This window comes from Bacillus sp. B1(2022), from assembly GCF_040259625.1.
Classification (GTDB): Bacteria; Bacillota; Bacilli; order Bacillales; family Bacillaceae; genus Bacillus; species Bacillus velezensis.
Genome location: NZ_JANIFO010000001.1, coordinates 665,501 through 685,013 on the forward strand (window position 1 = coordinate 665,501; position 19,513 = coordinate 685,013).

The 19,513-nt window shown below is 47.8% G+C and carries 18 protein-coding genes; 3 read left to right on the forward strand and 15 right to left on the reverse strand.

Going from position 1 to position 19,513, the window contains the following annotated elements; all coding sequences use genetic code 11:
* The 4 genes from NQS30_RS03455 to NQS30_RS03470 are packed head-to-tail and all read right to left on the reverse strand — an operon-like array spanning window position 1 to window position 4,652.
* Window positions 1–1,488: a Na+/H+ antiporter subunit D gene (locus tag NQS30_RS03455; RefSeq protein ID WP_072589517.1), complete on the reverse strand. Its 1,488-nt coding sequence runs from the start codon at window positions 1,486–1,488 to the stop codon at window positions 1–3.
* Window positions 1,481–1,822 (reverse strand): Na(+)/H(+) antiporter subunit C, encoded by a 342-nt coding sequence (locus tag NQS30_RS03460; protein ID WP_003152063.1) that lies wholly within the window; start codon window positions 1,820–1,822, stop codon window positions 1,481–1,483. The genes NQS30_RS03455 and NQS30_RS03460 overlap by 8 nt, the downstream gene beginning before the upstream one ends.
* Complete coding sequence (locus NQS30_RS03465; RefSeq protein WP_007408670.1) at window positions 1,822–2,253, reverse strand: Na(+)/H(+) antiporter subunit B; 432 nt, start codon at window positions 2,251–2,253, stop codon at window positions 1,822–1,824. Before NQS30_RS03465 ends, NQS30_RS03460 begins: the two co-directional genes overlap by 1 nt.
* The gene (locus tag NQS30_RS03470) at window positions 2,250–4,652 is read right to left on the reverse strand and encodes a Na+/H+ antiporter subunit A (protein ID WP_124692760.1); all 2,403 of its coding nucleotides are present in this window, start codon (window positions 4,650–4,652) and stop codon (window positions 2,250–2,252) included. Before NQS30_RS03470 ends, NQS30_RS03465 begins: the two co-directional genes overlap by 4 nt.
* 243 nt (window positions 4,653–4,895) lie before the next feature.
* Between NQS30_RS03470 and NQS30_RS03475 the strand changes: the two genes are divergently transcribed.
* Complete coding sequence (locus NQS30_RS03475; RefSeq protein WP_124692761.1) at window positions 4,896–5,114, forward strand: hypothetical protein; 219 nt, start codon at window positions 4,896–4,898, stop codon at window positions 5,112–5,114.
* 43 nt (window positions 5,115–5,157) lie between these two features.
* Here the strand turns inward: NQS30_RS03475 and nupQ are convergent, their stop codons facing one another.
* The 6 genes from nupQ to malK all read right to left on the reverse strand — a co-directional run bounded on the left by nupQ (window position 5,158) and on the right by malK (window position 12,607).
* Window positions 5,158–6,117 (reverse strand): guanosine ABC transporter permease NupQ, encoded by a 960-nt coding sequence (gene nupQ, locus NQS30_RS03480; RefSeq protein WP_124692762.1) that lies wholly within the window; start codon window positions 6,115–6,117, stop codon window positions 5,158–5,160.
* Entirely contained in the window at window positions 6,118–7,164 is a 1,047-nt protein-coding gene (locus tag NQS30_RS03485) for an ABC transporter permease (RefSeq protein ID WP_012118308.1), read from the reverse strand.
* Window positions 7,157–8,689, reverse strand: coding sequence for an ABC transporter ATP-binding protein (locus NQS30_RS03490; RefSeq protein ID WP_014418755.1), 1,533 nt, complete (start codon window positions 8,687–8,689; stop codon window positions 7,157–7,159). Before NQS30_RS03490 ends, NQS30_RS03485 begins: the two co-directional genes overlap by 8 nt.
* Before the next feature lie 141 nt (window positions 8,690–8,830).
* Window positions 8,831–9,904: a BMP family lipoprotein gene (locus tag NQS30_RS03495; protein WP_007408665.1), complete on the reverse strand. Its 1,074-nt coding sequence runs from the start codon at window positions 9,902–9,904 to the stop codon at window positions 8,831–8,833.
* Window positions 9,905–10,305: 401 nt separating this feature from the next.
* Window positions 10,306–11,013 carry a response regulator gene (locus NQS30_RS03500; protein ID WP_003152077.1) on the reverse strand — a complete coding sequence of 236 codons (708 nt, stop codon included), beginning with the start codon at window positions 11,011–11,013 and terminating at the stop codon, window positions 10,306–10,308.
* A complete protein-coding gene (gene malK, locus NQS30_RS03505) occupies window positions 11,006–12,607 on the reverse strand; it encodes a malate sensor histidine kinase MalK (protein WP_012118305.1) in 1,602 nt (533 codons plus the stop codon). The genes NQS30_RS03500 and malK overlap by 8 nt, the downstream gene beginning before the upstream one ends.
* A 174-nt stretch (window positions 12,608–12,781) precedes the next feature.
* Between malK and NQS30_RS03510 the strand changes: the two genes are divergently transcribed.
* Entirely contained in the window at window positions 12,782–13,339 is a 558-nt protein-coding gene (locus tag NQS30_RS03510) for a YufK family protein (RefSeq protein WP_007408662.1), read from the forward strand.
* A 14-nt stretch (window positions 13,340–13,353) separates the two neighbouring features.
* Here the strand turns inward: NQS30_RS03510 and NQS30_RS03515 are convergent, their stop codons facing one another.
* The 3 genes from NQS30_RS03515 to NQS30_RS03525 all read right to left on the reverse strand — a co-directional run bounded on the left by NQS30_RS03515 (window position 13,354) and on the right by NQS30_RS03525 (window position 16,997).
* A complete protein-coding gene (locus tag NQS30_RS03515) occupies window positions 13,354–13,767 on the reverse strand; it encodes a thiol-disulfide oxidoreductase DCC family protein (protein ID WP_014305710.1) in 414 nt (137 codons plus the stop codon).
* A gap of 21 nt (window positions 13,768–13,788) precedes the next feature.
* The gene (locus NQS30_RS03520; RefSeq protein WP_012118304.1) at window positions 13,789–15,663 is read right to left on the reverse strand and encodes a transglycosylase domain-containing protein; all 1,875 of its coding nucleotides are present in this window, start codon (window positions 15,661–15,663) and stop codon (window positions 13,789–13,791) included.
* An 89-nt stretch (window positions 15,664–15,752) separates the two neighbouring features.
* Window positions 15,753–16,997: a multidrug efflux MFS transporter gene (locus NQS30_RS03525; protein ID WP_007408659.1), complete on the reverse strand. Its 1,245-nt coding sequence runs from the start codon at window positions 16,995–16,997 to the stop codon at window positions 15,753–15,755.
* 151 nt (window positions 16,998–17,148) lie between these two features.
* Between NQS30_RS03525 and kapD the strand changes: the two genes are divergently transcribed.
* Window positions 17,149–17,766, forward strand: a complete 618-nt coding sequence (gene kapD, locus NQS30_RS03530; protein WP_041482083.1) for a 3'-5' exonuclease KapD — start codon at window positions 17,149–17,151, stop codon at window positions 17,764–17,766.
* Window positions 17,767–17,790: 24 nt separating this feature from the next.
* Here the strand turns inward: kapD and kapB are convergent, their stop codons facing one another.
* Both kapB and NQS30_RS03540 read right to left on the reverse strand, forming a co-directional pair.
* Window positions 17,791–18,177 (reverse strand): kinase-associated lipoprotein KapB, encoded by a 387-nt coding sequence (gene kapB / locus NQS30_RS03535; RefSeq protein ID WP_015240473.1) that lies wholly within the window; start codon window positions 18,175–18,177, stop codon window positions 17,791–17,793.
* A gap of 47 nt (window positions 18,178–18,224) precedes the next feature.
* Window positions 18,225–19,508, reverse strand: a complete 1,284-nt coding sequence (locus NQS30_RS03540) for a sensor histidine kinase (protein ID WP_015240472.1) — start codon at window positions 19,506–19,508, stop codon at window positions 18,225–18,227.
* Between the last annotated feature and the right edge of the window lie 5 nt (window positions 19,509–19,513).

Sequence of the window (19,513 nt, forward strand, 5' to 3'; positions counted from 1 at the left end):
CTACTCCTTCAAAACAGCTTCAATGTATTTTTCCGGATTCAGCAGATTCTCAGCCGTCTGATTGACATACGGTGAAACCCATTCGGTTCCGAGCCCGAACAGAAGCGACAAAAGGAGAAAAGCGGCTGCCGGATAAAGAAGTCCTTTTGCGGACCGTCCGCCTGCGCCGGGGCCGGGGATTTCTTTTTCTTCCCCCCAAAAAGCCGTCGTAAAAACCTTCAGCACGGAATAGAGCACAAGCAGGCTGGATAAGAGAATCAATACGGAAAACAAAGTTTCCCCCTTATCGAACCCGCCTTCCGCGATCTTCAGCTTGCCCACAAATCCGCTGAACGGGGGGATGCCGGCCAGAGATATGGCTGAAATAAAGAACATCCATCCCAAAACGGGATAACGGGTGATCAGTCCGCCCATTTTATGCAGGCTGGCAGTGCCCGTCAATGCGATAAGCGTGCCGGCGAGCATGAACAGCGCTCCTTTAATCAGCATATCGTGAATCAAGTAATAAACCGCTCCTTGAATGGAGGCCGGCGTGTTCATGGCAATGCCGAACAAAATCACGCCGACGGCTGTAATAATATTGTAGATGACGATTTTCATGACATCCGAAAAGGCGATAGATCCGATTACGCCGAATAGCACCGTCAGCATCGCAAGCCACATCATCAATTGGTGGGTAAAGCCCGTATCGTGAATAAAGATCAGGGTGAATACTCTTAAAATGGCGTACAGGCCGACTTTCGTCAAAAGAGACCCGAATAAGGCCGAAATCGCAGCCGGCGGGGCGTAATAAGAGCCCGGCATCCAGAAATACAGCGGGAATATCCCGCCCTTTAAACCGAAAACGATGAGAAGAAGGACGCCGATGACGGTTATCAGCCCGGTCTGGCCCGATTCGCTTATTTTTACGCTTAGATCAGCCATATTCAGCGTGCCCGTCACCGCATATAAGTAACCGACGCCGATGACAAAAAACGCGGATGACACAATGTTAAACACGATATACTTCAATGATTCTCTTAATTGAATTTTCGTTCCGCCAAGCACGATCAGCATGTAGGACGCGATAAGCAGAAGCTCAAAAAAGACGTACATGTTGAACAGGTCACCCGTCAAAAACGCTCCGCTTACGCCGGCCAGAAGAAACTGCACCCCTGAATAATAGAAAGCGCGCTCCCTTTTTTCTCCGATGGAGCGGAAGGAGTACAGGGTGACGAGCAGCCCGATTATGGCGGTTGTCAAAACAAGCAGTGCGGCGAGCTGATCCGCGGCGAGCACAATGCCGTACGGCGCTTTCCAGCCGCCGAGTGTCAGCGTCTGAATCCCGTGTGTGAAAACCGTCTGAACGAGAGCGGCGCTGATGACGATGGAGACACAGGAAGCGGCAGTGCTGAATATCCGCATCAGCATCACGTGCCTGTTCATAAAAATCAGCAGCACTGCGGCAAGCAGCGGCACCAGAATAGGCAATATCACAAAGTTATTCATGTTGATCATTTCCCCTCATTCGATCCATATCGTCCGTTTTCAGTTCCTGATAGGCGCGAAACGCCATCACAAGCAGGAAGGACGTGACGCCGAACGAAATAACGATCGCCGTCAGTATGAGTGCCTGCGGCAGCGGATCGACAAACGACGTGCTTTTTCCGCCCAGTATGGGAGGGGCGCCTTTTTTCAGTCCGCCCATGGTCAGGAGCAGCAAATGGACGCCGTGGCTTAAAAGCGCGGTGCCGATAATCACGCGCAGCAGACTTTTAGAAAGCAGCAGGTAGGTTGCCGCCATAAACAAAATACCGGCAATGACAGACATTAAGATTTCCATTATTCTTCCTCTCCAATCGTTTGAATAATGGTCATCGTCACGCCGACAACAACGAGATACACACCTAAATCAAACAAAGTGGCCGTCGCAAGCTCCGTATTCCCAAGCACCGGGAGATGAAAATGGCCGAATGTATGGGTGAGAAAGGGTGCTCCGAATAAGAACGAACCTGCACCCGTTGCAATCGCGATAAGCAGACCCGCGCCCGCCACATAAATAAAATTGACGGGCAAAATCGATTTGACGGTTTTTAAATCAAAGGCCAAAAGCAACAGCACGATGGCCGAAGACGTAATCAGTCCGCCGACAAATCCTCCGCCGGGAGCGTTATGTCCCGATAAAAATAAATAGAAAGAGAAAAGCAGAATGATAAAAGATACAAGCTTCGTTGCCGTCTGAAGGATGATGTCGTTTGTGTTTTGCTGTCTCAATGCTCTTCTCCCTCCTCTTTTACTTTCGTTCTGATCATGCCGTAAATCCCGAGTGCGGCAATCGACAGCACCGTGATTTCGAACATCGTATCAAATCCCCTGAAATCAACGAGGATGACGTTGACGATATTGTTTCCTCCCCCGAGCTTATGGCTGTAAGCGGTGAAAAAGGAGGAGATGCTGTCTTTTGTTTTTTCGCTGGAAGACGCGATTCCGAGCATTGTCACGATGACGCCGACACCGAGAGAAATGATAAAATTCGTCATCCGGAATGTTCTTGTCTTCTTTTTTCGCCGCATTTTCGGCAGATGGTAAAAACAAAGAAGAAACAAGGCGACGGATATCGTCTCAATGACGAGCTGCGTGAGCGCCAGATCGGGCGCTCTGAAGATCACGAAAAACAGCGCGAGTGTATACCCGACAACACCGAGTGAGATAATGGCCGTCAGCCGCGATTTGGCGAACACAGTCGCAATCGTTGCGCTCACCATAACGAGGGACAGCACGATTTCATACAGGCCGATTTCAGCCATTCCTTTCGCTGTCATGGAAAAGCCGCCTTTCATGACGAACGCCGCTCCGATGAGAATGATAAACGCCGCAAAGATATACAGCAGATAATCCCGCAAAAATCCGGTCATATAAGATGACGTCAGCTGGTAAGATCTTTTTTCCATACTGCCCGTCACCGCATCGTAAAGCTTGTTCAGCGTCAGTTTTTTCGGAAACAGACCGTACAAACGCTCCCATTTAGACAGCGTTACGTAACCGATCGTGCCGACAATGATGATGCCGAGGGTCATCATTACCTCAGCCGTCACCCCATGCCACTGGGAAATATGGACATGGAATGTATCTCCGCCGGTTAACAGAGCCGGATAAATGGAATTCATCGCCGGTTCAATCAGGCTGTAAGACAAAACGTTCGGTGCAAAAAACAGACTGACGGCGCAAGCGGCAAGGATCACCGGCGAAATCAGCATGCCGAGCGGAGCTTCATGCGGCGTCTTTTCAAGCTGATCAGGTTTGCGCGCGCCGCTGAACGTTCTGAAAAACAGCTTCATGCTGTAGATGAAAGTGAAGACGCTCCCGATCCATGCGAGAACGGGGAACAGCACGCCCCACGTATCCAGACTGAAAATATCTGCATGAGCAATCCGCAGCATACTTGTAAAGAACATTTCTTTACTTAAAAAGCCGTTAAACGGAGGGAGGCCCGCCATGGAAAACGTTCCGATCAGTGAAACGGTGAAGGTTACCGGCATAAGCGCCATCAGTCCGCCGAGCCTGCGGATGTCCCGTGTTCCCGTTTCATGGTCGATAATGCCGACCGCCATAAATAAACTTCCTTTAAAAGTAGCATGGTTAATTAAGTGAAACACAGCCGCGGTGACAGCCGCCGTAAAATACTCTGAATGCTGGTAATGAAGCGCGGCGGCTCCTGCGCCGAGCATCGATACAATCATACCGAGCTGGCTGACTGTGGAAAATGCCAGAATCGCTTTTAAATCGGTTTGTTTCATCGCATTAAAGGAAGCCCATACCATCGTGATCAGACCGACTGAGGCAACCGTCCAAAACCAGACGGGTGAAAATGCAAAAACCGGACTGAATCTGGCAATCACATAAATGCCCGCTTTCACCATTGTAGCCGAGTGCAGATAGGCGCTGACAGGAGTCGGCGCCTCCATGGCATCAGGCAGCCAGATATAAAACGGAAACTGCGCTGATTTCGTAAAAGCCCCCAATAACAGGAGAACCATCGCCGGAATAAAGAACGGATGGCCTGCGATAATATGCACCTGGTTGACCATTTCCCTAATACTGAAAGAATCCGTCATCAGATACAGCAGGATAAAGCCGCCGAGCATGCACAGCCCGCCGCCGACGGTAATCAGCAGTGACTTTTCCGCACCGTAGCGTGATTTCTTCCGCTTATGCCAATACCCGATTAATAAGAAGGATGACAGGCTTGTCAGCTCCCAGAACATATAAAGCACGATAACGTTATCGACGAGCACAACGCCGAGCATCGCGCCCATAAACATCAGCAGGTACACATAAAAGGGGCCGAGCTTTTCTTTGTCCTTCGATAAGTAAAAAATGCTGTAAAGCGTCACTAAAGAGCCGATGCCCGTAATCAATAAAGCGAATAACAGCCCGAGTCCGTCAAGATAAACGGTATAGTTAATACCGAGGGACGGAATCCATTCGGCCGCATACCGGACGGTTTCCCCAGCCATTGTTACAGGGAGCTTGCTGATAAAGTAAACAAACAGCACAACGGGCACTATCAGCACAAACCAGCCTGTATGGACTTGTTTTACCCGTTTATAAAGAAAGGGAACGATAAATGCAAATAAAAAAGGCGCCAAAATCGCGAAATGTAACAGCTGCAACAGAAGACCTCCTTTGCTTGTTTTTTCATCAAGCAACTGCTTTATGTAAGAGTGAATCAATCAATTCACGGTCATAGGACCCAGTACAAATTATATCGCACTTTTTTTTACCCTGCTACGGCATAATGTATTCCTTTCTGTGTTTTTGTGGTCTTTTGAACCTAAAATAAATTTATCAAATATCCTGATCTTTGTATATACATTTATCTTTCAGATCAAGCTTTTAAAAAAGGAGCTGGTCAGATGAAGAGAAAGGCGGCGGCCTGTATTGGAATATTTTGTTCTATTATTGCAGGAACATTCATAGCGGACGATTTCTGCAAAACACGGCAGCAGACGGAGGCACATAATTGGGAGCGTTTTTTTCTCGGTGCGGAATACGCAGAAGACAAGCTGAGTGCGGCTGAATCAATGCAAACACCGTTTCAGCCGCGTGAGTATATCAGAATCGTATATAGATGAAAAGAGTTCCGGCACCAGGGTGCGGAACTCTTTTTTGTGGCAATCAGCGTTTTCCTTTAATGTAAGGGATGCCGTTGGCTTTAGGCGCATCCGCGCGGCCGATGAAGCCGGCAAGCGCGAGAATGGTCAGAATGTAAGGAGCCATCAGCATGTATACATTCGGAATGTCTTTGAACAGGGGCAAAAGCGAGCCGATAATGCTCAAACTCTGCGCAAATCCGAAGAACAGCGCCGCCCCGAGCGCGCCGATCGGATGCCATTTGCCGAAAACCAGCGCGGCGAGAGCGATAAAGCCTTGTCCGGAAATGGTGGAGTGCGTGAAATCAAGCGCGATCGTGGAAGCATATACACCGCCGCCGAGCCCGCCGAACAGCCCGCTGATCATGACGCCGATATAGCGCATGCCGAACACGTTGATTCCCATCGTATCGGCCGCCATCGGATGTTCCCCGACAGAACGGATGCGGAGGCCGAACGGCGTTTTGAATAAAATAAACCAGGAAGCAAAGGCCAGTACGATGGCTAAAATCGACGTATAATATACGTCGGAAAAGAAAATCTTTCCTAAAACCGGAATATCGCTTAACCCGGGAATGTTCGTTTTGTAAAAGGGCTCCGGGATTTTATCAGTCTGCGCCTTTCCGTAGATCAGCTTGACGATAAACAGTGTCGCTCCTAACGCGAGCATATTGATCGCCACACCGGTTACCGTCTGATCGGCGCGGAAAGAAACCGCGGCGGCCGCGTGGATCAGTGAGAACAGTCCGCCGGCAATCATAGCCGCAGCCAAGGCGAGCCACGGAGCGGCGGCGCCAAGCTCGCGTCCGAAAAATAAGTTGAACATGACGCTTGTAAAGGCGCCGATAATCATCAGTCCTTCAAGACCGATGTTGACAACCCCCGATCTTTCAGAAAACACGCCGCCGAGAGCGGTTAAAATAAGCGGAGCCGCATATACGAGTGTTGCCGGGACAATAATGGATAAAATCTGCAGGAAGTCCACTTACTTCGCCCCCTTTTTCTTCAATTTATCAAGGATGAGACGGATGGCGTAGCTTGATGCCACAAACAAAATAATAATGGCGATGACGATGTCAACAACTTCAGAAGGCACCCCGGATTCAATCGGCATATTTAATGCCCCGACTTTAAGGCCGCCGAGAAGACATGCCGCCAGAACAACGCCGATTGCCGTGCTGCCGCCGAGAAGCGCAACCGCAATGCCGTCGAAGCCGACGCCGGTAAAGGCGCCCTTAACCGCCGCGTATTGAAAGGTTCCGAGTCCTTCCATCGCGCCGGCAAGCCCGGCGAAGGCGCCGGAAATCATCATGGCGTACATCATATTTTTTCTGACGCTCATTCCGGCGTATTGTGCGGCGTGCTGGTTAAAGCCGACAGCCCGGAATTCAAATCCGCTTTTTGTTTTATGAATGATAAACCACATGAGGACTGCTGCAAACAGAGCGATCAGAATGCCCCAGTGAAGGCGGGAGTAATCTGTCAGCTGCTCTAAAAACGGCGAGCGGAGCGACGCGCTTTCATGAATTTTGTCTGTTTTGTCCCGGTGGTCCGTCATGACATCGGAAATGAGATAATTGGTTAAATGAAGAGCGATATAATTCATCATGATCGTGACAATCACTTCGTGGACAAAAAAACGGGCTTTTAAAAATCCGGGAATCAGGCCCCAAATGCCGCCTGCAGCCGCAGCCGCCAATAACGAAAGCGGAAGGTGGATGTAAGCGGGGGCGTCAAAGGAAGCGCCGACCCACACCGCGGCGGTCCAGCCGACAAGGAGCTGTCCTTCAACCCCGATATTAAACAGGCCAGTCCGAAATGCGAATGCCACGGCCAATCCGGACAAAATATATGGCGTAATCTGCCGGATCGATTCCCCGATGTAATACACTTCACCGAAAATGCCGCTCCAAAGAGCCGAATACCCGCTTACGACATTGTAGCCGCTGGCGAGCATGATGACCGCACCCGCAGCTAACCCAAGGATGATCGCAATCAGCGGCACAGCCAGGTGAGAAAGTCGATTAATCATGTGTTTTCCCCGCCTCCATTTGCTTACTTCCCGCCATTAAAAGCCCGAGCTCCTGCTCGTTTGTTTCAAGCGGATTGACGTTTGCGATGATGCTGCCTTCAAAGATGACGGCGATGCGATCGCTGAGATTCATTATTTCATCAAGTTCAAAAGATAACAGAAGCACCGCTTTACCGGCGTCACGCTGCTCAATGAGCTTTTTATGGACGAATTCAATCGCGCCGACATCGAGTCCCCGCGTCGGCTGGGCCGCAATTAAAAGATCCGGATTTCTGTCCACTTCCCGGCCGATAATGGCCTTTTGCTGATTCCCCCCGGAGAGAGCGCGCGCAGGCGTATATTCATCAGGTGTTCTGACATCGTATTCTTCAATCAGGCTTCGCGCTTTGTCATAAATCGTGTGTTTATTTAATATGCCGAAAGAAGAGTAGGGCTTTTGATAATAACTTTGCAGCACGATATTTTCTCCGATCGGAAAATCAAGGACGAGCCCGTGTTTATGCCGGTCCTGCGGAATATGCCCGATGCCGGCTTCAGTGACTTTCCTGGGCGGCATGTTTTGCAGCTGTTTGCCGTTTAACGTGATCGTGCCGGCATTTGTTTTTCTGAGACCTGTAATGGCTTCAATTAATTCAGACTGGCCGTTTCCGTCAACGCCCGCAATGCCGACGATTTCACCGGCTCTGACTGAGAGGGAGAGCTGCTTGACCGCCTCAACGCCGCGCGCGTCCTTCACCGTTACATCAGAAAGCGAAAGCACTTCTTGTTTCGGATCGGCCGCTTGTTTATCCGTCTTGAATGACACTTCGCGTCCGACCATAAGGCTTGCCAGTTCATCCTGATCCGTATGTGCGACATCGAGTGTTGTAATGCCTTTTCCTTTCCGGATGATGGTGACACGGTCGCAGACTTCCATAATCTCTTTTAATTTGTGGGTGATGAGGATAATTGATTTTCCTTCATTGACAAGATTTTTCATAATCTGAATCAGTTCTTGAATTTCGTGCGGAGTCAGCACCGCGGTCGGCTCGTCAAAAATGAGAATGTCGGCGCCCCGGTAGAGGGTCTTTAATATTTCCGCCCGCTGCTGCATACCGACGGAAATATCGGCAACTTTGGCTTCAGGATCAATGTGCAGGCCGTAACGGTCGGATATATCGCGCACGTCCCGGGCGGCGCGCTGTCTGTCAATTCGGCCGAAAGTTTTCGGCTCTTTTCCGAGAATGATATTTTCTGAGACGGTAAAGGTATCCACAAGCATAAAATGCTGGTGCACCATCCCGATGCCGAGATCGTTGGCTTTGTTCGGGCTGTTGATGTGAACGCGTTCGCCCCGCACCCGGATCTCGCCTTTTTCCGGCTGATACAGGCCGAATAAAACGTTCATGAGTGTCGATTTTCCGGCGCCGTTTTCACCGAGAAGGGCGTGTATTTCGCCTTTTTTCACTTGAAGCGTGACGTCATCATTGGCGACGATTCCGGGAAACTCCTTGCGTATATTAAGCATTTCAATGATATAATCCACCGATTTGACGCTCCTTTTCAGAGATACTTTGATGAGAAAGCGCTTGGCAAAAGAAAAGCTGCAAGAGATGCAGCTTTTCCTTCACCGCTCTTTTCATAAAAGAGAGGGGATAAGCACGGAAGTCTCCTTATCCCCTGATTCTTACTCAGCCTTGAAGGATTTCAATTCTTTTTCAGTTGAAGGGATCTCGAGTCCGTCCGCGATTTTCTTCTTCCAATCGTCTGTTGCTTTGATGACATCGTCAGAAAGGTTCTCCTTGTGATCCGAGATGCCGACTGCATCTTGCGCCAAACCGTATGTTAATGTTTTGCCGCCCGGGAATTTGCCGTCACTCGCTTTTTTCGTTAAGTCCTCCACGGCTGTATCCACTTTTTTGACCATTGATGTGAGAGTGACATTGTCTTTTGTGCCTTTGACTTGACCTTCCGCGTACTGGTCTTTATCAACTCCGATGACCCATACGTTCCGCTTCGGATCTTCTTTTTTCAGATTTTTCGCTTCTGTGAAGACGCCCGTTCCCGTTGCGCCGGCCGCGTGATAAATGACGTCAACGCCTGATTTGTACATGCTTTCAGCCGTCGCCTTACCGACATCGGCTTTGTCAAATCCGCCCGCATATTTCACTTCGACGGTCGCTTTCGGATTTGCGGCTTGTACACCCGCACGGAAGCCGATTTCGAATTTTTTGATCAATTCAGACTCCATTCCGCCCACGAATCCGACTTTTCCCGTTTTGCTCGATAGCGCAGCGGCCGCTCCCACGAGGAATGAACCTTCCTGCTCTTTAAATGTAAGGCTCGCCACGTTGTCTTTTTTGACAACGGCGTCAATGATCGCAAAATTTGTGTCTTTGCGCTGATCGGCGATTTCGCTGATGGAATCCTGCATCAGATACCCGACGCCGTAAATCAGGTCAAAGTGTTCCCGCGCTAATTTATTTAAGTTCGTTGTATAATCTGCATCTGATTTTGATTGAAGATAGTCAAAACCGCTTTTGCCTTTTGTAAGCCCGTTGTCTTTTCCGAATGCCTGAATACCTTCCCAGGCGGACTGGTTAAATGATTTGTCATCGACGCCGCCGATATCCGTTACCATGCCGACGGTAAAGTTTTTACTGCCGGAGCCGTTTGCTTTGTCACTTGAACCGCATGCGCTTAATATGGTTCCGGCCGCCGCGATGAGCGCCATCGCCATTCCGATTTTGCGTTTTTTCAAAGATATAACCCCCCTGTAAAATATGGCTGTGCCGTTCAATTCAGACTTGAGTCCCCGTACCGGATGCAGAATCGAAAAAACTTTCTGATAATAATGATGAGACGTCTCTCTTTTTCCCGCCTTGAGCGGCTGTCTCTTCCGGGTTCGGGACTTATGACTTATCTGAAAAGATCTGCTAACCAATCATAATTTATCATTTTACCCGCCATAAATAAATAGAAATTTGCTTATTTTTTAAAAAATATCAATTTTATGAATCGGCTTCCTCATCTGGATAAAACAGAGGAGGATCAGCCGGGTCATTATCCTTATATAGCATACAAAAAAGGAATCTCAAGCCTTTTGTCACGGGATATGACAGTAAAAAAGCACCGTTCACAGCGGAACGGCGCTTTTTGACATTATAAATATTGTTTGATGCTGCTGACATTGCCGGTGTTGATATGATATTGGAAGACGGGTCTGCCGATCGTGCCGTACGCCATCTCTACATTCAGCACTTGTATGTCTTCCAGAAATTTAAGGTATTTCCGGATGGAGACTTGCGAGATTTCAGTATGCTTGGCGAGATCTTCCGTGGTAAAAGAGCCGTCACCGAAAGACTCAATGCTCGCCCAGATGAGTTTAAGCGTGCTTTTTGTCAATCCCTTCGGAAGGTGAACCTTTTCCGCCGCTTCTTTCTTTTGAAAAAGCTCGGCATCCAATTCTTTCTGTGTCATGCTTCTGTGTGATTGATAAACTTTCTGCTTGCGTCTGTAGTCGGAAAGAGCGGTTTGAAAGCGGTCAAATTCAAATGGTTTGATTAAATAATCGACGGCGCCGTACCGAAGCGTTTTTTTGATGACGTCCAGCTCGCTTGCGGCCGAAATGACGATGACATCAACCGATTCATTTTGTTTGCGGATTTCCGTTAATAGCTCAAGCCCGTTTTTTCCCGGCATGTAAATGTCAAGAAGGATGAGATCGATATGATGCTCGCTCAGCACGTGCAGCGCGCTTTGAAAGGATGATGCGATCCCTTTCAGCTGAAATCCTTCAATCTGGCTGAGATAGCGTTTATTTAATTCACCCACCATGGGGTCGTCTTCAACTATGAGTACATTAATCATCATTTTCCTCCTTCGGTTCATACGGAATGCGAAGACTGAAAGTCGTTCCTTCATTCTTTTCACTTGTCACAATCATATGGCCTTTTAAATTTTCTGTTGCCTGCTGGGTGAAATAGAGGCCGAACCCCCGGTTTGTCCCTTTCGTGGAATAACCTTGTTCAAAAATACGGGCTTGGTCTGCCGCAGACATTCCGGCTCCCGTGTCCGTAATCTCTATATCAAGCTGGCGATCCTGAAACCGCATCGAGCACGTAATGTTTTTTTTCGGCATCTGCGCCACCGCATCGAGCGCGTTGTTTAACAGGTTTCCGATAATCGTAATGAGCTCATGGATGACGGCCGGATCTGCCGCATTCGGGATCAGGCTGCCGAGCTGAATGTCCAGATCAGCGCCCTGTTCGCGTATGTAGCTTTGTTTTCCTAGAAGAAACCCTGCGAGAACCGGACTTTTGACATCACTTATAATCTCGCTTGTTTCCGTCTTCTGCTGAATGGCAATGTCTTTAATGTAAGTGCCGAGATCATCGTATTCTTTTAACTGGACAAGCCCTAAAATGACATGAAGCTTATTCATGAATTCATGAGACTGGGCTCTTAATGCGTTTGCATACATTTTAACACCGGACAGCTGTTCTGCTAAATGTTTGACCTCCGTTTTGTCCCTGAACGTGGCGATCGCTCCGACGGTTTGTCCTTTCAGATGAATCGGAACCTCATTAAAGACCAGCTCAAGCCCGTTAATGCGGATATCCCTGTCCTGAAGCGGTTTTTTCGTTTCAATCACTTGTTTCAGCCGGCTTTTCGGGAGAATATCGTTCACATCTTGATCGACCGGATTAGTCGGAATACCCATTTTAATAAAAAGCCGTTTCGCTTCCGCATTGGCGAGCTTGATTTTTCCACGCGCGTCAACCGCCAGGATGCCTTCCTTCGTTGATTCGAGCATGGCGCTCCGCTCTTCCAGGAGGGTGGCGATTTCATAAGGCTCAAGACCGTACATAATGTTTTTGACGGTGCGGGCAACAATGACGGCTCCGATGACGCCGACAAAAATACTTACGCAGATGATGAAATAAAGCGGTCTCAAACTGTGGCTGACGACATCCTGTATTTTGTTAAGCGAAATTCCGACCGAAACGACGCCCACTTGTTTTTTATCTTTTCCATAGATCGGTACGAAGGCTCTCATGGATTTTCCGAGAGTTCCCGCTGATGTGCTCGTTTTGATATGCCCGTGCATCGCCGGCTGTTCATCTCCGCCGGTGAATTTCTTCCCGATTTTATTTGCGTCGGGGTGGGTGAGGCGGATGCTGTTCATATCCATCACCACGACAAATTCGGTTCCTGTCGTATGCTGGACGTCTAATGTATAATCCCGGAGCTCTTTCAGCCCTTTTCTTGTTTGCAATGCCCGCGCGACACTCGGTGTTTCCGCGACCAGCTTTGCGGTGCGCAGCGCGGTCGTCCGTTCTTCTTCTTTCACGCGGTCTGCTGTTTGGACGCTGATCGTGAAAAAGGTGATACAAAGTGCGATAAGGACGACAATACAGACAAATATCGTTAATCGGGTTTGCAATTTTAATGTTTTTTTCATAACAGCCTTCCTTACGTTTATCATTCCCGCGTTCTACTTTACTCCGAAAAAGCCGGTTTGTGAAGATCAGGCCCTTATTTCGTAAAAGTGAGGAAAAATGGTATTTTTTATCTTGTCAATGTGTTTTAAGTCCTCCATAATAAGTGAGGTAGATTACAGAAAGGGACTTTTTATATGAAAAATACTTATTGGACGGGTTATTTTCCGCTCGTTGCGATTCTGCTTTTTAGTTCGTCATTATCCATTTCTACCTCGCTTTATGTCATGAAGATACTTCAGACGCTCGGCATGTATCAGGGGATGCTGGATTATTTCTCTGAGAAAGGGATCAGACTGGCGCTTTTTGCAGCGTTCGCCCTTGTGTATTTTATGCTCTTTTCGGCTTTGAAGCTGATTGCAAACACAGTGACAGAGCTGTCTCTTTTGTTTTTCACAAATGACCCTGAAGGGGACAATCTGAAAAAAATCAGATTAGGCTCTTTAATTTATGTAGGCGGAGGAATTCTTTCCTTTGCGCTCGTGCAGAATGGTTTTTGGATTGCGGCGTTATTTGCCGTTGTTACGCTCGTTTATTTGATTTTCATGGTGTACAGAATCTATTCGACACTCTCGATCGTTTCGCTGATCGGTTTTATATTGCTTGAGATTCTGTTTTGGTTTACTTTTGTTATCGGTATTTTGTACATCTTTATCAAGCTTTATAATAGCATAATGGCTAGCTTACCTGTGTAAGCTAGCCATTTTTGTTAAGACAGAAATCTGTTTTTGATCTCAGGGGAGGGGAGCATGCATGCTTCCCTTTTTCCGAACCATTTGTAGCGGCGCCGGGCGATGAAAGAATAGGCTCTATCCCTGAGGGGGCGGGGCACTGCGAAAAAAACCGCTGACAGCCGCCAGGCTCCGCGGAGATGACGGGAAACCTTTAACACGGCGGCGGATTTTTTGTATATCCGCCCGTTTTCGATAAAAATCATGCTGTCAAATTGTTCTGTCGGAAGTCCTTCTGATGCCAAAAGCTCCCGGGCGGTATCTGATTGCAATGATGCAAATGAGATTTTGCCGGCCGGATCGCGTTTAATGATGAATTGAACGGCGCCGCTGCATAAGTTGCAGACGCCGTCAAACAAAAGTACGCGGTCCGGAAGCTGAGCTGGTTTCAAAGCGGATCCCCTCCGTTATCTTTAATAAGCTGCCTGCAGCGTGTTTTTCCAGATCGAAAGCTGAGGGCTTGCGTCATGAAGGTATTCGACGCTTGACGGTGTATCCTTGCCGACCCATACCCCCATCGTATAAGCGTCCGTCAGGCCGACAAACCACATATCGTGATAGTCATTTGACGTTCCTGATTTTCCGCCGACGTACGGAGCTTTAAAGTTCGCTTTCTTTCCTGTACCGCTCTTGACGACGGCTTTCATCATTTCTTTGATCTGCATGTTGGTCCGCACGCTGAATACCTGCGTCGGCTCATCTTTCCATTTTAATATCGTTTTTCCTTTTAAATCAGTCACTTTTGTAATCGCGTGACTCGGCGTATAAACGCCGTTGTTGCCGAACGTGGTGTACGCATTGGTCATTTCAAGCGGCGTCATGCCGTTTGTAAAACCGCCAAGCGCCGCAGGCAGACGGTAATCCGCGCTGACCAGCTTCGCGAAATGAAACGGTTCAAGGTAGCTGAACGCCTTATTGACGCCGACGCGGTCCATGATTCTGATGGCCGGTGTGTTGTACGAGTATTTAAACGCCGTTTCCAGCGTGACCGTACCGTACGTGCGGTTATTGTAGTTTTGCGGACAGTAATCCGCACTGCAGAATTTGCTTGCGTCAATCTTGCTGTGTGGCGTTGCGCCGGTCTTTTCAATGTAAGGTCCGTAATCAAGCAGCGGCTTAATGGATGAACCGGGCTGTCTGTATGCCTGATAGGCACGGTTGAAATCATATTTATGGTAATCTTTCCCGCCTGAAAGCGCGATAATCTGATGTGTCTGATGATTAATCACGGCCGCTCCGCCTTGGACGCCTGCATACGGCAGATTTTGATTCACTTGGGCGACGACCTGGTTTTGCATATACGGATTCAGCGCTGTATAAATCTTCACGCCGTCTTTTAACAATGTGCTGACTCTGTCTGAAAGCTCACTCTGTATTTTTTGTTTCGCCTTTCCGGAAGCTTTTTCAAGACGTTTGTCATAGCCTTCGGATGATGAAACAAGCTGTGTGAATTCATCATTTACATAGGAAACATAGTCAGGATATTTATTTGTTTTTTCGTTTATATCAAGCTTGATCTTTTCCTTTTCGGCTTTTTTCAGCTGTTTCCCGGATATAACGCCTGCTTTTTTTAATCCGTTAAGCAATCTGACTTGTCGTTTTTTCGTATAATCAAAATGCTTGAGAGGATCATATAATGTAGGGTTATTAGGGATGGCGCAGATAAAGGCCATTTCTCCCAAAGTGAGAGATTTCAGCGGCTTGCTGAAATAAAATTGTGCCGCCGAACCGACACCGTATACGCCGTTATTAAAATAAATCGTATTTAAGTAGCCTTCTAAAATCTCATCTTTGCTGTATTTTTTCTCAAGCTGATAGGAATAGGCCAGCTCCGTCAGTTTTCGGCTGAAGGTGCGTTCATGGCTTAAATACACATTCCTTGCCAGCTGCTGGGTGATGGTGCTGGCGCCCTGATCAATTTTATGATCTTTGAAATTGGAGGCGGCCGCCCTGACCATCCCCATAAAGTCAAACCCTTTATGCTCATAAAAATGACGGTCTTCAGAGGTTAAAAACAGTTGTTTTACCTCATTCGGTATTTTATTAAAGGGCACGATCACGCGGTTCTCATGATCGCTGACAATCTCAGAAACAAGGCTTCCGTCCCTGTCATACATGTAACTGTTTTGAACCAGGTTGATCGCTTTTAAATCAATATGTTTATCGAGCACCTGATCAAAAGGCTTGATTTGTTTTACCTCTTTGCCGGAAGCAATAACTGTAAATGCACACAACGGGATAATGCCGAGCAGCAAAATCCATCCGATTATTTTACGTACCATGGTCACTCTCTTTTCTCCTGATTTCTAGCCATATCGTATCATTCTTTTAAGAATACGAGAAGGTTAAATTTAGAAGAAATCGTGATCGCTGCCGGTCAGCCCGCATTTGACGCTGTATCCTTTTGCAGATGTCCCGCCATCCATAAGAGCCCCGCGCCTATTAAAAAGAGAAAGGCGGTGACGTAGAAAGCAGCCGAAATGGAAAAACCGCTTGAGACCGCACCTCCGAGCAGAGGGCCGAGCACATTTCCGAGAAAACGAAAGCTGACGTTATAGCCGAGCACCTCTCCCTGGATGCTGCCCGGCGCCCTGACGCGGATTGCGGCCGTAATGCAGGGGAGCGTGCCGCCCATGACCATGCCGAACAGAAATCTGAAGACTAACAGAATGGAGAGGGAGGAGGCGAGCGCCTGCGGAATGAAAAACACCGCTGAGGCAATCAAAAGCACGATTAAGATCCGGCTGTGGCCGAAGCGGTCGCCGAAGTCCCCCCATTTCCGGGCAAGCAGTAAGCTTCCGAGTCCGGTCGCTGAAAACGCCATTCCGGAGAAAAAGGCTAAATTAACAGGTCCGTGCAGCTCATTGACATATAAAGCGAGCAGCGGCTGGATGCTGAAATTGCCGGTCTGCACGATCATAGTAAGCACCATCATCGCCCAAAGCGCGGGCTGGTGAAAAATATAGGAGAGCACCTGTTTTCTGGAATAGGTTTTCCGCTTGTTTTGTTTCTCGCCGAGCGGCTGCTCATTGACCTGAAATAAAACGAGAAGCACGGATGCGAAAATGACAAAAGACGTAATAAAAAATGTGTACGTAAACCCGAAGCTGTCAGCGAGCAGCCCGCCCAGCATCGGTCCGAATAAAGTGCCTGACACCTGACCCATCTGCAGCGTGCCGAGCGTCTTCCCGGCAGTCTCTTTCGGCGTCTGCGCCGAAATCATGGCAAGCGATGTGGGAACAAAGCCTGTTACTAGACCCATAAGCAGCCGCAGGACAAACAGCTGATAAACGGATGTCACAAACCCCATCAATAAAATGCTGACGGCAATGCCGGTTCCTGTAATCAAGAGAATTTTTTTGTAGCCGCGCTTATCGCCGAATCTGCCCCAAAACGGGGAAATCACAAACGCCATTAAAAACGTGACGCCGAACACATACCCGCTCCATCTCTGCACATACCCGCCCGAATGGGGGCTGATCGTTTCGATATATAACGAAAGAAACGGAACAATCATGGTCATGCTGGCGGAAATAAAGAAATTTGTAATCCAAATGACGACGAAGTTCTTCTTACGGACAGAAATAACATCACCTTCTTTACTTTTCGTGTATCTAATCATTAGTATATAGGAATGAATCCGGTATTTGTATTTTCGATGCGGATATAGGAAAATTCATTATTTTTAGAAAATGAAGAAAGTTTCAGAGGGGAAACTGATATACTATCATAAAATATCATTTTTGATCGGAGGAAAGGCAGGTGTAAAAAAAGTGGATCAGCGCAGTCTGCTCATTATTGATTTTGAATTTACAATGCCTGACGGAAAATACAGCCCGCAAAATTTCTTTCCCGAGATTATTGAAGCGGGGATTGTCAAGACGGTGAATGATGAAGTGACTGAAACGTTTTCGAGTTATATCAAACCGAAAAAATTTCCGAAGCTGACAAAACGATGCAAAACCTTTCTGAATATCACCCAAAAAGACGTGGACGGCGGAATCACGTTTAATGAATTCATCCGCAAATTAAATGAGCTTGATCCTGATAAAAACTGTACGATCGTCACCTGGGGCAATATGGATATGAAAGTGTTAAAGCAAAATTGCATGTTTAACCACATCCCTTTTCCGTTCAAAGGAGAACTTCGGGATCTGTCCCTTGAATACAAAAACTTCTTCGGCGACAGAACATTGACCGGCCTTTGGAAAGCGGCAGAAGAGTATGGCGATAAAGGGACGGGCACGCATCATAAAGCGCTGGATGATGCGCTGACGACATACAAATTATTCAAGCTTGTTGAGCGGGATAAACAATATCTTGAAAAACCGAAACCTCCGACGATCGGTGATCGCATCGATCTGACTGAACTGTTTCGCCGGGCCACATAAAAAAACCCAATCATGCCGACTGGGTCAAGTTCTTTTAAAATAGTCACGCTCTAACGCGGCCAAGTTGTCGAGCGAACGTTCCGCCCATTCTGAGCCGTCCGCTGTAAGCTGATCTTTCAGCCGGGCAGACGCCGCTTGTAAGGAAGCCGTATAATCAGGCACCTCGCCATCAAACGGTTTGACCATCTGATGCGGTATGTTTGTCTGTTCCCCGAATGCAAGCGCTCTTCTTTCATGAAAAAACGGAACATCCGCCTGCTTCGGATGATGAAGATCTCCTTGAGCGGGATGCGTCAGAACGGCTTTAATTTTCACTAAATAGTGATTGGGCCTGACGTCTGTCACTTCCCCTATGTATGCTCCTGTTTTATAAAACCCTTTTACGATTGTGCCGATTTCAAACGTATTCATAGCGTTCACCTCTCTCTAGTTATTCTATAAAAGATCAACGCGGTTGGCTAGTGAACAGCTGCCGGAAGCCTGACTGAGGCCGTTGTGCCCGAGTGCTCGCCGCTGGTGAAACAGACGGAGCCTTCATGATGCTGAATAATCGAGAATGTCACGGTAAGCCCGAGCCCGGTGCCGTTCGTTTTCAGCGTATAATACGGTTTGCCGAGTTTCTGCAGTTCTTCATCGGACATGCCGATTCCGTTATCCGTAATCTGAATGAGAATCATCTCTTCCTGTTTTTGGACGGAGACCTCGATTCGACCGTTTTCAGAGGGCACGGCTTCAATACTGTTTTTAATCAGATTAATGAAGGCCTGTTTCAGTTTTTTTACATCGCCGAACACATATAAATCAGGCTCGCTTCGAACCGTAACGGTCACCGATTTAAAATTGGCATAAGACTCCATTAAGGAACCTGTTTCCTTTACGAGCAGAGAAATATCAAACTTTTCTTTTTCATAGTCATCCTGCTTCGCCATATCGAGATAATTCGTAATGATCGTCTGAGCCCGGTCGAGTTCGGACAGCACAAGTTTCTGATATCCGGAGTGGGATTTGTCCTGAAGCTGCTCGCCGCTGAACAGCAGCTGCACAAAACCTCTGACGACCGTAAGCGGATTGCGGACTTCATGGGCGACGCTTGCCGCAAGCTCGCTGACGACGGCCATTTTTTCTGAGTGAATCAGCCTTGCCCGCATGGACGCATTCTCATCAATGATCTCAATCAAATAAATGCACAGCAAAAGGGCGCTGACTTGAAAAAAAACAGATACTGCCGCCTCATAATAAACGGAAGATAGATTTTGAAAATTGAAAATATTGGTCGCGGAATAGATGAAGACAGATGCGGTTAATAAGGCGGTTTCAGTGCAGCCGATGAGAAGAGCGAAAAGCAGTTTCTTCCGCTTTGAAAAAAAAGGCCATTTCGTTTGGAGCTGGATAGGGATGATGATTAAAAAAGGAATTAAGGATAAGAAAAAAAGAGCGGAAGGTTCAAACCATATGAGCTGAAAAAAAACGGATGCCGCCCCTGCGGCAAGTCCTGCGGCGGTACCGGAATAAAGCAGGCAGACGATAATGGGAATCAGCTGCAAACCGTAACGGACGGAATGAAGCTCCTGGATGGGAAAAGCCGTACATAATAAGGAAGATGACGCTGCAAATACGGCGACCAGCAGGCGGTTCGCTCTCGGCACAAGCAAATCGGGCTTGCTGAGCCAGAAGACTTGATAAAGAAAAATAGGGAATAAAATAAAAGAGAAGTGAAGCAGGTAATCCTTTACAATCTCCATTTATG